This is a genomic window from Pseudomonas abyssi (assembly GCF_003444685.1).
In the GTDB taxonomy this organism is placed as follows: Bacteria; Pseudomonadota; Gammaproteobacteria; order Pseudomonadales; family Pseudomonadaceae; genus Halopseudomonas; species Halopseudomonas abyssi.
Window position 1 is genome coordinate 88,638 of record NZ_LMAZ01000006.1, and the last position, 16,829, is coordinate 105,466.

At 65.2% G+C, this 16,829-nt stretch carries 17 protein-coding genes; 7 read left to right on the forward strand and 10 right to left on the reverse strand.

Going from position 1 to position 16,829, the window contains the following annotated elements; translation table 11 throughout:
• Positions 1-169: 169 nt before the first annotated feature.
• The 3 genes from ASB58_RS16070 to ASB58_RS16075 all read right to left on the reverse strand — a co-directional run bounded on the left by ASB58_RS16070 (position 170) and on the right by ASB58_RS16075 (position 2,743).
• Positions 170-1,027, reverse strand: a complete 858-nt coding sequence (locus tag ASB58_RS16070; RefSeq protein WP_118131620.1) for a DMT family transporter — start codon at positions 1,025-1,027, stop codon at positions 170-172.
• An 81-nt stretch (positions 1,028-1,108) separates the two neighbouring features.
• Positions 1,109-1,258 (reverse strand): hypothetical protein, encoded by a 150-nt coding sequence (locus ASB58_RS20080; RefSeq protein WP_160003172.1) that lies wholly within the window; start codon positions 1,256-1,258, stop codon positions 1,109-1,111.
• 474 nt (positions 1,259-1,732) lie between these two features.
• On the reverse strand, positions 1,733-2,743 hold the full coding sequence (locus ASB58_RS16075) for a zinc-binding alcohol dehydrogenase family protein (RefSeq protein WP_118131621.1): 1,011 nt from the start codon (positions 2,741-2,743) through the stop codon (positions 1,733-1,735).
• Between the two features lie 98 nt (positions 2,744-2,841).
• Here ASB58_RS16075 and ASB58_RS16080 point away from each other — a divergent pair, with 98 nt between their 5' ends.
• Positions 2,842-3,738 carry a LysR family transcriptional regulator gene (locus ASB58_RS16080; protein ID WP_181977960.1) on the forward strand — a complete coding sequence of 299 codons (897 nt, stop codon included), beginning with the start codon at positions 2,842-2,844 and terminating at the stop codon, positions 3,736-3,738.
• A gap of 109 nt (positions 3,739-3,847) precedes the next feature.
• Here ASB58_RS16080 and ASB58_RS16085 read toward each other — a convergent pair whose 3' ends face one another.
• Both ASB58_RS16085 and ASB58_RS16090 read right to left on the reverse strand, forming a co-directional pair.
• On the reverse strand, positions 3,848-4,888 hold the full coding sequence (locus ASB58_RS16085) for an aminopeptidase (RefSeq protein ID WP_118131622.1): 1,041 nt from the start codon (positions 4,886-4,888) through the stop codon (positions 3,848-3,850).
• Complete coding sequence (locus ASB58_RS16090; RefSeq protein ID WP_118131623.1) at positions 4,885-5,781, reverse strand: LysR family transcriptional regulator; 897 nt, start codon at positions 5,779-5,781, stop codon at positions 4,885-4,887. Before ASB58_RS16090 ends, ASB58_RS16085 begins: the two co-directional genes overlap by 4 nt.
• 99 nt (positions 5,782-5,880) lie before the next feature.
• Here ASB58_RS16090 and trpB point away from each other — a divergent pair, with 99 nt between their 5' ends.
• The gene (gene trpB / locus ASB58_RS16095) at positions 5,881-7,089 is read left to right on the forward strand and encodes a tryptophan synthase subunit beta (RefSeq protein ID WP_118131624.1); all 1,209 of its coding nucleotides are present in this window, start codon (positions 5,881-5,883) and stop codon (positions 7,087-7,089) included.
• The gene (trpA, locus tag ASB58_RS16100) at positions 7,086-7,877 is read left to right on the forward strand and encodes a tryptophan synthase subunit alpha (RefSeq protein ID WP_118131625.1); all 792 of its coding nucleotides are present in this window, start codon (positions 7,086-7,088) and stop codon (positions 7,875-7,877) included. The genes trpB and trpA overlap by 4 nt, the downstream gene beginning before the upstream one ends.
• On the opposite strand, the gene aroE is transcribed toward trpA, so the two are convergent.
• The 5 genes from aroE to ASB58_RS16125 all read right to left on the reverse strand — a co-directional run bounded on the left by aroE (position 7,868) and on the right by ASB58_RS16125 (position 12,466).
• On the reverse strand, positions 7,868-8,680 hold the full coding sequence (aroE, locus tag ASB58_RS16105) for a shikimate dehydrogenase (RefSeq protein WP_118131626.1): 813 nt from the start codon (positions 8,678-8,680) through the stop codon (positions 7,868-7,870). The genes trpA and aroE overlap by 10 nt on opposite strands.
• Positions 8,680-9,615, reverse strand: a complete 936-nt coding sequence (gene hemF / locus ASB58_RS16110; protein ID WP_268877918.1) for an oxygen-dependent coproporphyrinogen oxidase — start codon at positions 9,613-9,615, stop codon at positions 8,680-8,682. The genes aroE and hemF overlap by 1 nt, the downstream gene beginning before the upstream one ends.
• 20 nt (positions 9,616-9,635) lie before the next feature.
• A complete protein-coding gene (locus ASB58_RS16115; protein WP_118131627.1) occupies positions 9,636-10,193 on the reverse strand; it encodes an L-threonylcarbamoyladenylate synthase type 1 TsaC in 558 nt (185 codons plus the stop codon).
• Positions 10,194-10,247: 54 nt separating this feature from the next.
• Positions 10,248-11,360 carry a DNA-processing protein DprA gene (gene dprA / locus ASB58_RS16120; RefSeq protein ID WP_118131628.1) on the reverse strand — a complete coding sequence of 371 codons (1,113 nt, stop codon included), beginning with the start codon at positions 11,358-11,360 and terminating at the stop codon, positions 10,248-10,250.
• Between the two features lie 80 nt (positions 11,361-11,440).
• Positions 11,441-12,466 (reverse strand): LysM peptidoglycan-binding domain-containing protein, encoded by a 1,026-nt coding sequence (locus ASB58_RS16125; RefSeq protein ID WP_096004997.1) that lies wholly within the window; start codon positions 12,464-12,466, stop codon positions 11,441-11,443.
• Between the two features lie 140 nt (positions 12,467-12,606).
• On the opposite strand from ASB58_RS16125, the gene def reads away from it, so the two are divergent.
• From def to trkA, 4 genes are read left to right on the forward strand one after another with little or no spacing between them, the layout of a single operon-like run.
• Entirely contained in the window at positions 12,607-13,119 is a 513-nt protein-coding gene (def, locus tag ASB58_RS16130; RefSeq protein ID WP_065335664.1) for a peptide deformylase, read from the forward strand.
• 54 nt (positions 13,120-13,173) lie between these two features.
• Positions 13,174-14,127 (forward strand): methionyl-tRNA formyltransferase, encoded by a 954-nt coding sequence (gene fmt, locus ASB58_RS16135; RefSeq protein ID WP_118131629.1) that lies wholly within the window; start codon positions 13,174-13,176, stop codon positions 14,125-14,127.
• On the forward strand, positions 14,124-15,458 hold the full coding sequence (rsmB, locus tag ASB58_RS16140; RefSeq protein ID WP_118131630.1) for a 16S rRNA (cytosine(967)-C(5))-methyltransferase RsmB: 1,335 nt from the start codon (positions 14,124-14,126) through the stop codon (positions 15,456-15,458). Before fmt ends, rsmB begins: the two co-directional genes overlap by 4 nt.
• The gene (gene trkA / locus ASB58_RS16145; RefSeq protein WP_096004994.1) at positions 15,455-16,828 is read left to right on the forward strand and encodes a Trk system potassium transporter TrkA; all 1,374 of its coding nucleotides are present in this window, start codon (positions 15,455-15,457) and stop codon (positions 16,826-16,828) included. The genes rsmB and trkA overlap by 4 nt, the downstream gene beginning before the upstream one ends.
• Position 16,829 lies beyond the last annotated feature (1 nt).

A 16,829-nucleotide genomic window follows, 5' to 3' on the forward strand; every position in this document is an offset into this window, starting at 1 on the left:
GGGGGGCCGGGCAAGCGGCCCCCTTTGGCTCGCCGTGAAGGCGAAAGGCGGGTTATCAGACAGCGCCGAAGTGACCGGCATGACCGCCAACCCCATGGATCCTCGCCTTCGCGAGGATGACGTGGTGATAGGGTCAGCGCACCGGGGCTATCCGAGCACGGGCGCTGGATTAACCCCGTTGGCGAAACACCAACACCAACCCCAGCACAATCGCCCCCATCCCCACCAAACTCAACGCCGCCATCCGATTCCCCAAAAACAGAAAATCCAGCAGCGCGGTGCAGCCGGGCATCAAGTAGAACAGGCTAGTGACGTTGACCAGATTGCCCATGCGGATCAGCCGGTACAGCAACAAGGTCGCGCCAACCGAGATCAGCACACCCATGTACAGCAGCGGCACGATAAAGCCGACGCTCCATTCCACGTCAAACGGCTGAAAGGGTACGACCACCGCGCACATCAGCAGGCCAATGGCGTATTGCAGCGGCAGTACGTCCATGGGTGATTGCTGAATACCCTTCTGGAAGATCGAACCTAGGGTGATGCACAGCAGGGCTGCCAACGACAGGCCAATGCCCAGCAGCGAAAAGCGCGCCGCCAGCAGGCTGTCGAGCACTACCAGCGTCAGGCCACCGAGCGCCAGCAGCAAGCCCAATACCCGCAGCAGGTTGGCGCGGCGTTCGACTAGCATCAGGGTGAGGATCGGCTGCACGCCCAGCACCGTTGCCAGCACGCCCGGCGTGAGCCCGGCGTCCAGCGAGAGCAGGTAGAAGATGGTGTAGCCGCCGGTCAGCAGTACCCCCACCAGCGCTACCTGCCTGCGGGTGCCGCGCGCCGGCAGCCAGCGCCGCCGGGTGAGCGCCAGCAGCCCGAGGGCAGCGCAGGCCAGCACAAAGCGCAGCAGCAGAAAGGCAAAGGCAGAGGCGTGTTCCAGCCCCCATTTGGAGAAGATCGCGCCCGCGCTCCACAGCAGCACGAACAGCGCAGTCGGGCCAATGGCGGCCCAGTTCAAACGTTGAATAAACATATGTCACCTGTCAGGACACAGGTTCGCCCTGCGGCGTGACGCCAGTCAGGGAGAACAGAAATCAGAAAAGGGGTAACGGGATCAGTGCGCTGGTGGCGGTGAAGCCACTGCAGCCACGATGGCTACGCCGGGAGGGGTGACCGGCAGGCAGGCCACGGCAGCCTGCACGCGCGCAACCACACCGGCAAGCGCGGGGCGGTTTACAACAGCAGTGGTCTGGGCAGTGGACATGCGGTCACTCTGGACAGGTAAAAACGAAAGGTCGTCGTTTGACGACTCGGTGAGACTAGCACCGTGATGGTGCATGGGCAAGACGGGAGGGTTGCGGCATCGGATGGGCAGCGCACGAACGCGAAGCATGCGCGGACCCACTCCCCGTTTACGCGGGCGAGTAGCGGAGATTTATCGGGAAAAAGAGCCACAGGATGTCTGAGGCTCAAAGAGCCGAGTTTTGTGGCTCCCCGATAAATCGAGCAACGCAGCGAACCCGAAGGGCCGCGTAGTCGGGTGCCCGGGGGGATCGCCAGGGGGGGCCGGGCAAGCGGCCCCCCTTGGCTCGCCGGGAAGGCGAAAGGCGGGTTACCAAACGGCGCTGAAGTGGCCGGCATGACCGCTGAACCCCATGGATCCTCGCCTGCGCGAGGATGACGTGTGGGCAGTGATGCCGAGTGCATCAGCCAGAAGGGCTAATGGGCGCAACGCCGTTCAGAACCCCTCCAACACCAATTTCCCCCGCGCCTTGCCGCTCTCCAGGAGCGCATGCGCGCGCTTGAGGTTGGCCGCGTTGATCGCGCCGTAATGCTCACCCAGGGTGCTGCGCAGGGTGCCGGCATCGACCAGGTCGGCGACGCGTTGCAGCAGTTTGCCCTGCTCGGCCATGTCGGCGGTTTCGAACATGCTGCGGGTGAACATGAACTCCCAGTGGAAGGACGCGCACTTGCGCTTGAGCACGCTCATGTCGAGCGGGCCGAAGTCGTCAATCACGCCGAGGCGGCCCTGTGGGGCGATGCAGTCGCCGTATTGCGGGTAGTGCTGATCGGTGTGGGTCAGCGAGGCGATCAGTTCGACGTCCCTGATACCCAGCGCCTGCAGTTGCGGCAGCAGCGGCTGGCTATGGTCGATGACGTGATGGGCGCCCAGGCCCTTGACCCATTTCACGCTCTCGGCGCGGGCGGCGGTGGCGACTACGGTGAGCTTGGTCAACTGGCGGGCGAGCTGAACCAGGATCGAGCCAACGCCACCGGCGGCGCCGACCACCAGCAGGGCCTGACCTTCACCGCCGCCTTCACGCACTCCCAGCCGGTCGAACAGCAGCTCCCAGGCAGTGATCGCGGTCAGCGGCAGGGCGGCCGCTTCGGCGGCGGACAGCGACAGCGGCGCGTGGGCGGCGATGCGGGCGTCGACCAGTTGGTATTCGGCGTTGCTGCCGGGCCGCTCCAGCGCGCCGGCGTAGTAGACCCGATCACCCGCCGCGAAGCCGGAAACGGCGCTGCCGCAGCTGACCACTTCACCCACGGCGTCCCAGCCGAGCACTTCGGGCGTGTCGCCGGTCGCGCCGCGACGACTGCGGATCTTGGTGTCGACCGGATTGACCGAGATGGCGGCGACCTTGACCAGCAGATCCTGCGGGCCGGGAGAGGGCATGGGGACGTCCAGGTCGATCAGGGCATCGGTGCGGTCCAGCGCGCCAGCTTCAAAGTATCCAATTGCTTTCATTCGGGTGCCTCCGGGGCTGTTCGGTCAGTTGCGTACAGCTTGACTTGCGTGAATGCGAAGAAAAAGATGCGCAAAAGCAAATCACTTTATTCATTACGATGAAAATCCAACGACTTGATGACCTGGCGCTGTTCCTCACTACGGTAGACGCTGGCAGCTTTTCTGCTGCGGCACGTCAGCTGGACGTGGCACCGGCGGTTGCCAGTGCGGCGATCAAGCGGCTGGAGGAGCAACTGGGGGTGCGACTGTTCGAGCGTACCACCCGCCGCCTGCGCCTGAGCGAAGCGGGTGAGCGCTTCCTGCCCAACGCCCGGCAGGCCTGGCAGCACCTGCGTGACGCCGAACAGGCGCTGGATGCAGACGCCCACGCGCTGACCGGTACCTTGCGCCTGACGCTGCCGTCGAATCTGGCGCGCAGCCATCTGCTCGACTGGCTGGAGAACTATCTGGCCGAACGCCCGGCCGTGCGGCTGGAGATGCAGGTGAGTGACCGGGTGGCGGATCTGTACCAGCAGCCGATTGATCTGGCGGTGCGCTACGGCCAGCCGGAAGACTCACGCTTTATCGCCCTGCCGCTGGCCCCGGACAATCGCCGGGTGCTGGTCGCCTCGCCGGGTTATGTTGCCCGTCACGGCGAACCCGGCTCGCTGATCGAGCTACAACAGCACGCCTGCCTGCTCTATCGGTTAGGGGACGCGGTGCACGACCGTTGGCGCTTCGACCTGCCGGGCGAGCCACAGATCAAGGTGCGTGGTACGCGCATCAGCGACGATGGTGACGTGGTGCGGCTGTGGGCACTACGCGGTCTGGGTGTCGCCTACAAATCCTATCTGGATGTCTCCCGTGAACTGGCCTCGGGCGAGCTGGTACAGCTGTTGCCGGAACTGCCGGGCGAACTGGCGCCAGTGCACCTGTTGCTGATTCATCGCCAGCGCCTGAACCCGGCGTTGCGCGAGCTGGCACAGGCCATGGCGCGCTTCTGTCAGCAGCTGTGATCTGATCGTCACTCGGCCACGGCATGCCGTGGCCCTACGCAAGGAGGCTATCTGTTCTGCCGTAGGGATACGACATGTCGCGTCCGGCGCCACGTGCGGAGACAACATGCTAATCGCCGCACTGCTGCCCCAACGCGGCGGTGCGCGCCTCCGCTGCCAACGCGCCCAGAGCTTCAACCCGCTGGTGAAAATCAGCCCAACCGCTGCTGCGCTGATACAGGCACTCAAACGCCGGCACCCATTGATCATAGAGGCCAAAGGGCAGCAGTCGGGCGTTGTTCAGGTCGGCAGCAAACCAATGGTCGAAGCGCGGGTCGCCAGCCCATTGCTGGTCGCGTACAGCGGTATAGTCGACCTTCAGTTGCGCAAGCAGGGCGGCCTTGGCGCGACGCTTGGCATCGTCCGACTGCTCACTCTGATAGAGCGCTTCCAGTCCGGCGCGGGTCCCCAGCACCAGCTCGACAAAGACACGCAGGCGCTCACCGGCAACCGGGTCCAGCGCCTCCCGCCCCAACGCCTTGAGCCACGCACGCTGCCCCTGTTGACCAACAAAGCTGGCATAGGACTCGTTGAAGGCGGTGTCGTTCTTAACGTAAACGCGCTGGTGCGCCAGCTCGTGGAACAGCATCTCGGCGAGATAGTCGTCGCTCCAGTGCAGCATGGAGCTGAACAGCGGGTCGTTGTACCAGCCGAGGGTCGAGTAGGCGGGGATGCCGGCGACATAGACGTCCTTGCCGCGGGCACGCCAGTCATCGGCGGCCTGCTCGGCGCGGGCCTGGTCGAAATAGCCCTTGTAGGCGATGCAGCCGAAGAACGGGTAGCAGTGCTGCACCGGCGCCAGCGACAGTTCGTCGGTGACAAACAGGTTCCACAGCGGATAGGGGCCGGGCAGCGCGGCGTAGCGGGTGTAGGTGGTGTTGTCCGGCAGGGCCAGCGCCTCGACCGCGTAACGGCGAATCTGGCTGGCGGTACGCAGGCGCTCGGCCAGTTGCGGGTCGGTCTGCGGGTCCGCAATCAGCTGCTCAACGGGCTCGGCGCGGGCCATCAGCGCGCGCTGACCCTGCCAGCTCTGATACAGGTAGCCAACCGAGCTGCAGCCGGACAGCCAGAGCAGGCAGGCACCGAGGCCAAGGGTCGCGAGGCGCTTCATGCGTCGGCCTGCTGCAGCGCCTTGCCGAGCCAGTCTGCCAGTTGCTGCGCCGGGCCCTGGGGCTGGCGCTCCGGCACCCAGAGGCCGAGCTGGTGACGGGTCTCGACAAAGCCCCAGGGCGCGAGCAGGCGGCCGGCGGCGATATCGTCTGCGACCAGCAGCTGCGGCGCGATGGCCACGCCAAGGCCCGAGAGCGCCGCTTCCAGCAGGTAGTACAGATGCTCAAAGCCCTGACCTGTTCGCAATTGAGCCGCATCCAGGCCCTGCCGCTCGGCCCAGTCGCGCCAGGCGCCGGGCCGTGAACGGGTGTGCAGCAGCGCTTCGCCGAGCAGCACCTCGGCGGGTTGATCGAGCAGGCGCGCAGCGCCCGAATACCGCGGACTGAGCACCGGGCCGATGCGTTCCTGACGCAGCGGATACACCTGCATGTCGGCCGGCCACGGCGGCTCGGCGTAGAGCAGGGTGGCGCTAACACCGGGGCGGCGCGGGTCGAGTTCACCCTCGGAGGCCGACAGGTGCAGATTCAGTTCGGGCAGTTCAGCGTTCAGGCGGTCCAGTCGCGGGATAAACCAGCGGGCCAACAGGCTGCCCGGGCAGGCGAGCAGGAAGGGCGCCTGCTGCTGGTCCTGCCGCAGCGCCGAGCAGGTGTCGCGCAGACCGTCGAACGCCTCGCGGCAAGCGTCGCGCAGCTGGCGACCGGCCGGGGTCAGGCTGATGCCGCGCCCGGCTTTGCTGAACAGGGCGATGCCGAGCTCGTCTTCAAGCTGACGAATCTGCCGGCTGACGGCGCCGTGGGTGACGTGCAGCTCGCCCGCCGCCTGACTCACGCTTTCCAGTCGGGCAGCGGCTTCGAAGGCGCGCAGGGCGTTCAGTGAGGGAAGGTCTCTGGCCATGGAACTTGTCACTTTTTCTCACAGGTTGCGGCCATCTTATCGATTTTTTCCCGCCTGCGCTTGCCCTAATCTGCGTCCATCGCTCAGGAGGTTCTATCCATGCCCAATCATAATTATCGCCGTGAAGCCGATGCCCTCGGCCAGTTCGGCCAGTTTGGCGGCCGCTTTGTAGCCGAGTCGCTGATGCCGCTGGTGCTGCAGCTGGAACAGGCCTACAACGAGGCCCGCGCCGAGCCCGCGTTTATCGCCGAGTTGGACCGCTTCAACGCCGAGTTCATCGGCCGCCCCAGCCCGCTGTATTTCGCCGAGCGGCTGACCGAGCAATACGGCGGCGCGAAGATCTTCTTCAAGCGCGAGGAGCTCAATCACACCGGCGCGCACAAGATCAACAACTGCATCGGCCAGGCCCTGCTGGCCCGCCGCATGGGCAAGCAGCGGATCATCGCCGAGACCGGCGCCGGCATGCACGGCGTGGCGACCGCCACCGTGTGTGCGCGCTTCGGCCTGCAGTGCGTGGTCTACATGGGCGCAACCGACATTCACCGTCAACGCGACAACGTCGCCCGCATGCGGCTGCTGGGTGCCGAGATCGTCCCCGTGACCTCCGGCACCGGCACCCTCAAGGACGCCATGAACGAGGCGCTGCGCGACTGGGTGACCAACGTCGACAACACCTTCTACATGATCGGCACCGTGGCCGGCCCGCACCCCTACCCGACGCTGGTACGCGACTTTCAGGCGATCATCGGCCGTGAGGCGCATCAGCAGATGCTGGAACGCGAAGGCCGTCTGCCCGATAGCCTGGTCGCCTGTATCGGCGGTGGCTCGAACGCCATGGGCCTGTTCCATCCGTTCCTCGATTACCCCGAGGTGCAGATGGTTGGCGTGGAAGCGGCCGGTCACGGCATCGACACCGGCAAGCACGCCGCCAGCCTGAAGGGCGGCACGCCCGGCGTGCTGCACGGCAACCGCACCTACCTGCTGCAGGACGGTGACGGCCAGATTGCCGATGCCCACTCGATCTCCGCCGGTCTGGACTACCCCGGCATTGGCCCCGAACACGCCTGGTTGCACGAGCAGGGCCGCATCGAATACGTCGCGGTAACCGATCAGCAGGCGCTGGACGCCTTCCACAACTGCTGCCGCACCGAAGGCATCATCCCGGCGCTGGAAACCTCGCACGCGCTGGCCGAAGTGGCGCGCCGCGCGCCGACGCTGCCAAAAGATCACCTGATGGTGGTGTGCCTGTCCGGCCGCGGCGACAAGGACATGCCGACCATTCTGGGTCTGATGGAGGAAGGAAAATGAGCCGTCTGGAAACCCGCTTTGCCGACTGCGCCCGCGACAACCGCGCGGCCCTGGTGACCTACATCTGCGCCGGTGATCCGGACTTCGATACCAGTCTGGAACTGCTGCAGGAGCTGCCCGCCGCCGGTGCCGACATCATCGAACTGGGCATGCCGTTCAGCGACCCGACCGCCGACGGCCCGACCATTCAGGCCGCTGCCCTGCGCGCCCTGCAGGGTGGGCAGAATCAGCAGCGCACGCTGGAGCTGGTGCGCCGTTTCCGCGAACAGAACCAGAGCACGCCGCTGGTGCTGATGGGTTACTACAACCCGATTCATCGCTACGGTGGTGCGGACTTTATTCGTGACGCCGCAGCGGCCGGTGTCGACGCCCTGCTGGTGGTCGACCTGCCGCCCGAGCACGACAACGAACTGGGCCCGATGGCCCGTGATGCCGGTCTGCAAATGATCCGTCTGGCAACGCCAACCACTGACGCCCAGCGTCTGCCCAAGGTGCTGGAGCACGCCAGCGGCTTTCTCTACTACGTGTCGCACAACGGCGTCACCGGGGTGGGCGCAGCGGATCACACCGCGGTGGCGCAGGCGCTGGAAGGCATTCGCGCGCAGAGCAGTGTGCCGATCTGCGTCGGCTTTGGCGTACGCCGGGCCGAACAGGCGGCGCCGCTGGCGCAGGTCGCCGATGGTGTGGTGGTGGGTTCAGCCCTGATCGAGGCGCTGCAGCAGGGTGGGGTGGCAGCGGCGCTCGGGCTGACTGCCGAGCTGGCCGCTGCAATGCCGCGTCAGGCCTGACGCAGGGCTGCCAGCACAGGGGCGGTGTCCGGGCGGACGCCGCGCCACAGGGCAAAGGCTTCGGCGGCCTGCTCAACCAGCATGCCGAGACCATCGATGCAGCGCGCTGCGCCGCGTTCGCGGGCCCAGCGGTTGAACGGGGTCTCTTCGGCGCCGTACATCATGTCGTAGCACCAGGTATGACCGGGCTTGATCAGGCTGTAGGGAATCGGCGGCAGCTCGCCGGCCAGACTCGCCGAAGTCGCATTGATGATCAGATCGACCGGCTCGACCAGCCATTGCAGGCCGGCAGCGGCAATCGGCCCCTGATCGACAAACAGCGCCGCCAGCTCTTCCGCCTTGCTGACCGTGCGGTTGATCACGCACAGATGCGCAGGCCCGGCCGCCAGCAGCGGCTGAATCACGCCGCGAGCGGCACCGCCGGCACCGACCAGCAGCACACTCAGGCCCTTCAGCGACAGCCCGGCATTCACTTCGATATCGCGCACCAGCCCCTTGCCGTCGGTGTTATCACCTAGCAGGCTGCCGTCTTCACGGCGCAGGATGGTATTGACCGCGCCGGCGCGCTCGGCCGCCGGGGTATGTTCATCCACCAAGGCCCAAGCCTGCTCCTTGAACGGCACGGTCACATTGACGCCGCGACCCTCGCGCAGAAAGTCGCGCACCGTGCCGATAAAGTTGTCGAGCGGCGCCAGCAGCTTGCCGTATTCCAGCTGCTGGCCGGTCTGCTCGGCGAACATGGCGTGGATCAGCGGCGACTTGCTGTGCTCAATCGGGTTACCGACCACGGCGTAACGGTCCATCAGGCGTCTCCTGCCAGCCAGTCACGCGGGGTGAGGTAGCGCTCGGTCAGCTCGGCTTCCGGGCTGCCCGGCTCGGGCTGCCAGTTGTAGCCCCAGCGCACGGTCGGCGGCAGCGACATCAGGATCGACTCGGTACGCCCGCCGGTCTGCAGACCGAACAGGGTGCCGCGGTCGTAGACCAGGTTGAACTCGACATAGCGGCCACGGCGGAATTCCTGGAACTGCTTCTGCTCTGGCGTCCAGGCGCTGTTGCGACGGCGCTCAAGAATCGGCAGATAGGCCTCAAGGTAGGCGTCGCCAATGGCGCGCAGGAAAGCAAAGCTGCGCTCGAAGCCCCACTGGTTCAGGTCATCAAAGAACAGACCGCCAATGCCCCGGGCCTCGCCACGGTGCTTGAGGTAGAAATACTCGTCGCACCACTTCTTGAAGCGCGGATACACATCATCACCGAAGGGTGCGCAGGCGTCGCGGGCCACCCGGTGCCAGTGCACGCAGTCTTCCTCATTGGCGTAGTAGGGCGTCAGATCGAAGCCGCCACCGAACCACCAGACTGGATCGGCACCGTCTTTCTCGGCGATAAAGAACCGCACGTTGGCATGCGAGGTCGGCACGAAGGGGTTTTCCGGGTGCATCACCAGCGACACGCCCATGGCCTGGAAGTGGCGACCCGCCAGTTCCGGGCGGTGCGCGGTTGCCGAGGGCGGCATGCCGTCACCAAAAACATGGGAAAAGCCGACACCGCCCTTTTCCAGCAAAGCTCCGTCGGTAATGATCCGCGAGCGGCCACCGCCGCCACCGGGCCGCTCCCAGGCGTCCTCGATGAACTGCTCACGCCCGTCTGCTGCCGCCAGGGCATTGCAGATACGGTCCTGCAGATCCATCAGATAGGCTTTTACCGCGGCAACATCGGCGGCGCTGGGTTGGTCCTGTTTCACGTGGAATCTCTCCGGGCGGCTCAGGCGCCGCGTATGACTTGGTCGGTTTGCAGATCGCGAATGATACTGGGATTACGCGCGCCACCCAACGCACCGGGGACAATGGCATCCAGTTCGCCGTGAAAATACTGCTCGACCCGCAACCGCGAGCGCGCTGAAGGGCGACCAGCGGGATTGGCCGAGGTCGACACCAGCGGCCCGGCAACAGCGCACAGCTGACGCACGATGGGGTGCGTGGTTACCCGCAGGGCGACGGTATCGTGAGCACCGGTAATCCATTCAGGCAGGCGCCCCTGATGGGGCACCAGCCAAGTGTTCGGCCCCGGCCAGGACAGCCGCAGCTTGGCCAGCTGGGCATCGGGCAGATCCCAAAGCAGGAAGTCGAACTGCTCGATCTCGCCGGCAATCAGAATCAGCCCCTTGTGCACCGGGCGCTGCTTGAGGTCCAGCAGGCGCTCTACCGCCGCACCATTCCAGGGATTGCAGCCCAGCCCCCAGACGCCCTCGGTCGGATAGGCAATCACACCGCCTGCCTGCAGCAAACGGTTCAGACGGGTAATGCGCCAGTTAGCCAGCATGTGAACTCCACCGTTATTCAATGCCTGCGACAGTAGCCGAGGCGGCGCGGCGGCTCAAGGCTGGCGACGACAATAGCCGGCCGGCGAAGCCAGCACCTGGCCATCCAGCTCCAGGTCGAGCAATTGCTGCAGCACCTCGGATACCCCGATCCCAGACTGTCGAGCCAGCCAGTCCGGGCTGACCGGATCCGTGCCCAGCCAGCGCCAGAGCGGGGGATCCGGGGAGCCCGGCCTTGTGCTGTCCGGCTCCTCCAGCGCCGCCATTAGCGGCAACCGCAGGGCATCGAGCACGTCCTGCACCTGCTCGACCAGGCAGGCGCCCTCACGCAGCAGGCGATGGCAGCCACGGGCCTGCACATTGTGAATCGAGCCCGGCATGGCAAACACCTCACGGTTGTGCTCCAGCGCCAATCGCGCGGTGATCAACGAGCCGCTGTTGAGGCTCGCCTCGACCACCAGCGTGCCCAGACTCAAGCCGCTGATGATGCGGTTACGGCGCGGAAACTGCGCCGGATGCGGGCCGGCATCAGGCCACAGCTCGGACACCAGCGCACCGCCGTACTCTAAAATCGCCTCGGCCAGCTTGCGGTGACGGCGCGGATAGCAGTTGTCCAGCCCGGTCCCCCAGACCGCGACCGTTTGCCCGCCCGCATCCAGCGCGCCCTGATGACAGGCACCGTCCACACCTAGCGCCATACCGCTGGTCACCGTCAGCCCGCTGGCGGTGAAACTGTGGGCAAAGCGCCGGGCTGTTTCAGCACCGAGCGGGCTGGGATGACGGGTGCCGACCATGGCGATTTGCGGGTCATGCAGGGCGCTTGCGTTGCCGCGCACAAAAAGCACCGGCGGCGGGTCGCTGATGGCCGCCAGCAGCGGCGGATATTCGGGGTCATCCACAAACAGCAACTGGCAGCCCTCGTGGCTCTGCCACTGCAGCGCCATCTGCAGACGCTGGTGCAGCTCGGCATCACCCCGCTGCCAGCGGCGCAGATCGGCGAGGGTCGATGCGGCCATCTGCAAAGGTGCCAGCGTCTCGGGGCGAGCAATCAGAAAGTCGGTGGGGGATAAAGCGAGGGAGCGCAAGCGCTGGAAAAAACGCGGGCCAACGCCGTCTAGCAGCATCAGCGCCAACCAGGCCTGCCGCTCGGCGGACAGGTCGTGGGGCATGGGTCGTCCCTGATCAGAAGGAAACGACAGAGCTTAAACAACAAGGCCGCCCGAAGGCGGCCTTGTCACAGCGTTTTGATTCAGGGGTTGCGAACCTGATCAAGAATTGCCATCTGGCGGCTGGCTTGCAGCACAATGCCGTAGCTCATCTTGTCGTAGGCACGGAACACCATCAGCAGACCGGCGCGCTCGGCGGGCAGCTGCACGCGCTCGTTCATGACGCGGTCACGCACCACTTCACCGGTCTTGTAGATCGCCAGCACGTTGCCAACGGTCAGGCCGTCACGCTCGCCCTTGTCGATCAGCACCACATCGTACTGGCCAATCTGGGTCACGCCATTCGGCACATCCATGATCAGGCCGTTGATCTCCTGGCTCGGCTCGCTGGGGAAGAAGGTCGACGCCACGGCGCGCTCTTCGGATTCCAGCAGACGATCATCAACCAGGACTTCCTGACGGCTGCGGGTGACGTTCAGGGTAGCAATGTCGCCCTCAACGGCGGCAACGGTGCCGTTGCCGATTTCCTGCAGGTGAATACCGAGGAACTCGCTGGTTTCGGGGTTAACGTAGGTCTTGCCGCGACGATAGAACTCGTAGGCAGGGACGTTGTCGGAGAAATCACCACGGGCGTACACCTTGTTGCCCGCACCCAGCACCACGCTTTCGGCTTCGCCACCAATTACGTAAGGCGCGTTTTCGATGATCGCTTCATCCTCGATGATGCGACCGGCACGCAGGAAGGCGTTGATGGCATCCAGCGGAATGGTCGGAATGGCCTCGGCAATCGGCTTCACGCGGGCCTGTGGTGACAGCTTGATGGTGCCGCCGTTACCGCGGTTGACCATCAGGCGAGGCTGACCGTCGATGTAGACCAGGGAGATCACATCACCGGGGTAGATTAGATGGGGGTTGGATATCTGCGGGTTGGCGTGCCAGATTTCCGGCCACTTCCAGGGCAGACGAAGAAAACGTCCCGAGATATCCCACAGGGTATCACCCTTGACCACCGTGTAAGTATCCGGATGATCTTCCTTGAAAACAGGCTCTTGCGCCTGCACCCATACGCTCGCCGCGAGCAACACGAGGCCGAGTAGTGTTTTCCTCATGACACGAATCCCTTTATTATAGAGGCCAGCATCCAGGCCTGGCGACGTGCTCCCACACGCTAGACCCGCTTTATTTCCAAGCTGCTCATCATCTTAGCAGCACAATTTAGATTTGTTCCAGACAAAGCGGTACAAACCCCATGGCGATATTGAACATACTGGAGTTTCCCGACCCACGGCTGCGTACCATCGCCAAGCCGGTGGCAGCAGTGGACGCGCGAATCCAGCAGCTTGTCGACGACATGTTCGAGACCATGTATGACGCTCCCGGTATCGGGCTGGCGGCGACCCAGGTCAACGTGCATGAGCGCATCGTCGTGATCGACATCTCCGAGGACAAGTCCGAACCACGGGTGTTCATCAACCCCGAGCTGGAGCCGCTGACCGAGGATCTGGAGCAGATGCAGGAAGGCTGCCTCTCGGTACCCGGCTTCTACGAAAACGTCGAGCGCCCGGAGCGCGTCCGCGTCAAGGCACTGGACCGTGACGGCAACGCCTTTGACGAGGTCTACGACGGCCTGTTGGCTGTCTGCATCCAGCATGAGTGCGATCACCTCAACGGTAAGCTGTTCGTTGACTATCTGTCCAACCTCAAGCGTGACCGCATTCGCAAGAAGCTGGAGAAAATCCATCGCAGCCAGGCGCAGGCCTGATCTGTCACCGGGTATCAAGGCTTGCTTCGGCAAGCCTTTTCTTTACGGATTTCCATGAACGCATCCGATCTACGCATCGTCTTTGCCGGCACGCCCGAGTTTGCCGCCGCCCACCTGCAGGCGCTGATTGACGCCAAACTCAACATCGTTGGCGTCTACACCCAGCCCGATCGACCCGCTGGCCGTGGCCAGAAACTGGCCATGAGCGCCGTCAAGCAACTGGCGCTGGCCCACAACCTGCCGGTCATGCAGCCCGAGCGGCTGCGTGCCGCCGAGGACCAGCAGGCGCTGGCCGCGCTCAAGCCGGACCTGCTGGTGGTGGTGGCTTACGGGCTGATCCTGCCGCAGGCGGTGCTGGACATTCCACGTCTGGGCTGTATCAACAGCCACGCCTCGCTGCTGCCGCGCTGGCGCGGCGCGGCACCGATCCAGCGCGCCATCGAGGCGGGCGACCGCGAAACCGGCGTCACCGTGATGCAAATGGAAGCCGGGCTGGACACCGGCCCCATGCTGCTCAAGGTCAGCACCCCGATCAGCGCCGATGACACCGGCGGCAGCCTGCATGACCGGCTGGCCGAGCTGGGCCCGCCGGCGGTGCTGCAGGCCATCGACGGCCTGGCCGCCGGCACGCTGCAAGGCGAGGTGCAGGATGATGCCCTGGCCACCTACGCTCACAAACTGAACAAGCAGGTGGCCGCCATCGACTGGCAGCGCCCGGCACCCGAGCTGGACTGTCTGATCCGCGCCTTCACTCCCTGGCCGCTGGCCCACGCGCAGCTGGATGGCAAGCCGCTCAAGGTCTGGGCTGCGCAGGTCGAGGAAGGGCAGGGAGAGCCCGGTCAGGTGCTGGCTTGCGAGAAGCAGGGCCTGCTGGTTGCCTGTGGCCAGGGCGCCCTGCGCCTGACTCGCCTGCAACTGCCCGGCGGCAAGCCGCTGGCCTTTGCCGACCTCTACAACGCTCGCCGCGAGCAGTTTGCGCCCGGCCTGCTGCTGGGTAACGGCCAGTGAATCCGCGCGCCGCGGCGGCCCGCGCCCTGGCTGCCGTGCTGGCCGGCAAGGCCTCACTTGGCGGCAGTCTACCGGTGCAACAGAAGAACGTTGCCCCGCGCGATCAGGCTCTGGTGCAAGAGCTGGCCTTTGGCACCGCCCGCTGGTACAACCGCCTCGAAGCGCTGGCCCGCGAGCTGCTCAACAAACCCATGAAACCCGCCGATCAGGATCTGCACGCGCTGCTGCTGATCGGTCTGTACCAGCTGCTGTACCTGCGGGTGCCGGCCCACGCCGCCATCGCCGAAACCGTAAACGCGGCGGTCAGCCTGGACAAAGCCTGGGCCAAGGGCCTGCTCAACGCCGTACTGCGGCGCGTGCAACGCGATGGCGAGGCGCTGCTGGCCGCCGTGGATAGGTCGCCTTCGCAGCGGTGCGCCCACCCAGGCTGGCTGTACAAGCGCCTGCAACGCGCCTGGCCTGAGCAACTCGACGCCATCACCAGCGCCAATAACCTGCATCCGCCCATGACCCTGCGGGTGAATGTGCGCCGGCAGAGCCGTGACGCCTACCTGCAGCAGTTGGCCGAGGCGAACATCGCCGCCACTGCTTGCTCCTTCAGCCCGGTCGGCATTCAGCTGGCCAGCCCCTGCGACGTCCAGCAGCTGCCCGGGTTCGCCGACGGGCTGGTCAGCGTGCAGGATGAAGCCGCTCAGCTGGCGGCGCCGCTGCTCGATCTCAAGCCCGGTCTACGCGTGCTGGATGCCTGCTGCGCCCCTGGCGGCAAGACCTGTCAGATGCTGGAGCAGCAGTCCGATCTGGCCGAGGTGGTCGGCCTGGATCTGGAGCCGGCGCGGCTCAAGCGGGTAGAGGAGAACCTCACGCGCCTGCAGCTGGCAGCACAACTGATCGCCGCCGACGGTCGAGACGTTGACCAGTGGTGGGACGGCACGCCCTTCCAGCGTATCCTGCTGGACGCACCCTGCTCGGCCACCGGCGTGATTCGCCGCCATCCGGACATCAAGCTGACCCGCAAGGCCGCGGATATCGCCGCACTGGCCAGTTTGCAGGGCGAGCTGCTCGATGCCCTATGGCCTACGCTGGAGGTAGGCGGCATCCTGGTGTACGCCACCTGCTCGGTGCTGCCGCAGGAAAACACCGAGGTGGTCGAGGCGTTTCTCGCGCGCCAGCCCGGTGCCCGCGCGCTGGATATCGTTGCTGACTACGGTATCGTGCAGCCCTGTGGTCGCCAATTGCTGCCGCAGGCAGACGGGCACGACGGTTTTTACCTGGCCCGCCTGATCAAGCTCAGTGCCAGCCCGCAACAGAAGAACAGGGAGTCTGCGGCATGAAGATCATCATTCTCGGTGCCGGTCAGGTCGGCGGCAGCCTGGCAGCGCAGCTGGCCAGCGAAGCCAACGACATCACCGTGATCGACACCGACAACGTGCGGCTACGCGAACTGGGCGACCGCCTGGATATCCGCACCGTGCATGGCAAGGGCTCGTTCCCCACGGTGCTGCGCCAGGCCGGTGCCGATGATGCCGACATGCTGATCGCCGTTACCAGTAGCGACGAAACCAACATGATCGCCTGCCAGGTGGCCTACACCCTGTTTCGCACCCCGACCAAGATCGCCCGCGTGCGCGAGTCGGCCTATCTGACCCGCGGCGGCCTGTTCCACAACGAGGCTGTGCCGATCGACGTGCTGATCAGCCCCGAGCAGGTGGTGACCAACTACGTCAAACGCCTGATCGAGAACCCCGGTGCACTGCAGGTGCTCGACTTTGCCGAGGGCAAGGCCCAGCTGGTGGCGGTGCGCGCCTACTACGGCGGCCCGCTGGTCGGCCAGGAGCTGCGCTTTCTGCGCCAGCACATGCCCGGCGTGGATACGCGGGTGGCGGCCATTTTCCGCAAGGACCGCCCGATCATTCCCAAGGGTGACACCATCATCGAGGCCGATGACGAGGTGTTCTTCATCGCCGCCACCCGCGACATTCGCGCGGTAATGAGCGAGCTGCGTCGCGTCGAGAAGACCCACAAGCGGGTGGTGATCGCCGGCGGCGGCAATATCGGCGAGCGCCTGGCCGAGGCCATCGAGAGCCGCTATCAGGTCAAGATCATCGAAGCCAGCAAGGCCCGCGCCGACTACCTGTCGAAAAATCTCGACCGCTCGGTCGTACTGCACGGCAGCGCCTCGGATCGCGAGCTGCTGATCGAGGAAAATATCGAGGACGTCGATATCTTCTGCGCCGTGACCAACGACGATGAGGCCAACATCATGTCGTCGATGCTGGCCAAGCGACTGGGCGCGCGCAAGGTGATGACGCTGATCAACAACCCGGCCTACGTTGATCTGGTGCAGGGCGGCGAGATCGACATTGCCATTTCACCCTCGCAGGCGACCATCGGCACGCTGCTGACCCACGTGCGTCGGGGCGATATCGTCAATGTTTACTCCCTGCGCCGGGGGGCGGCCGAGGCCATCGAGGTGGTCGCCCACGGCGACGGCCGCTCCTCCAAGGTGGTCGGCAAGTCGGTCGGTCAGATCGATCTGCCGCCGGGCACGACCATCGGCGCCATCGTGCGCGATGACGAGGTACTGATTGCCCACGATTCCACCGTGATCGAATCGGATGACCACGTCATCCTCTTCGTCATCAACAAAAAACATGTTCGCGATGTGGAGCGTCTGTTCCAGGTCGGACTGACCTTTCTCTAAG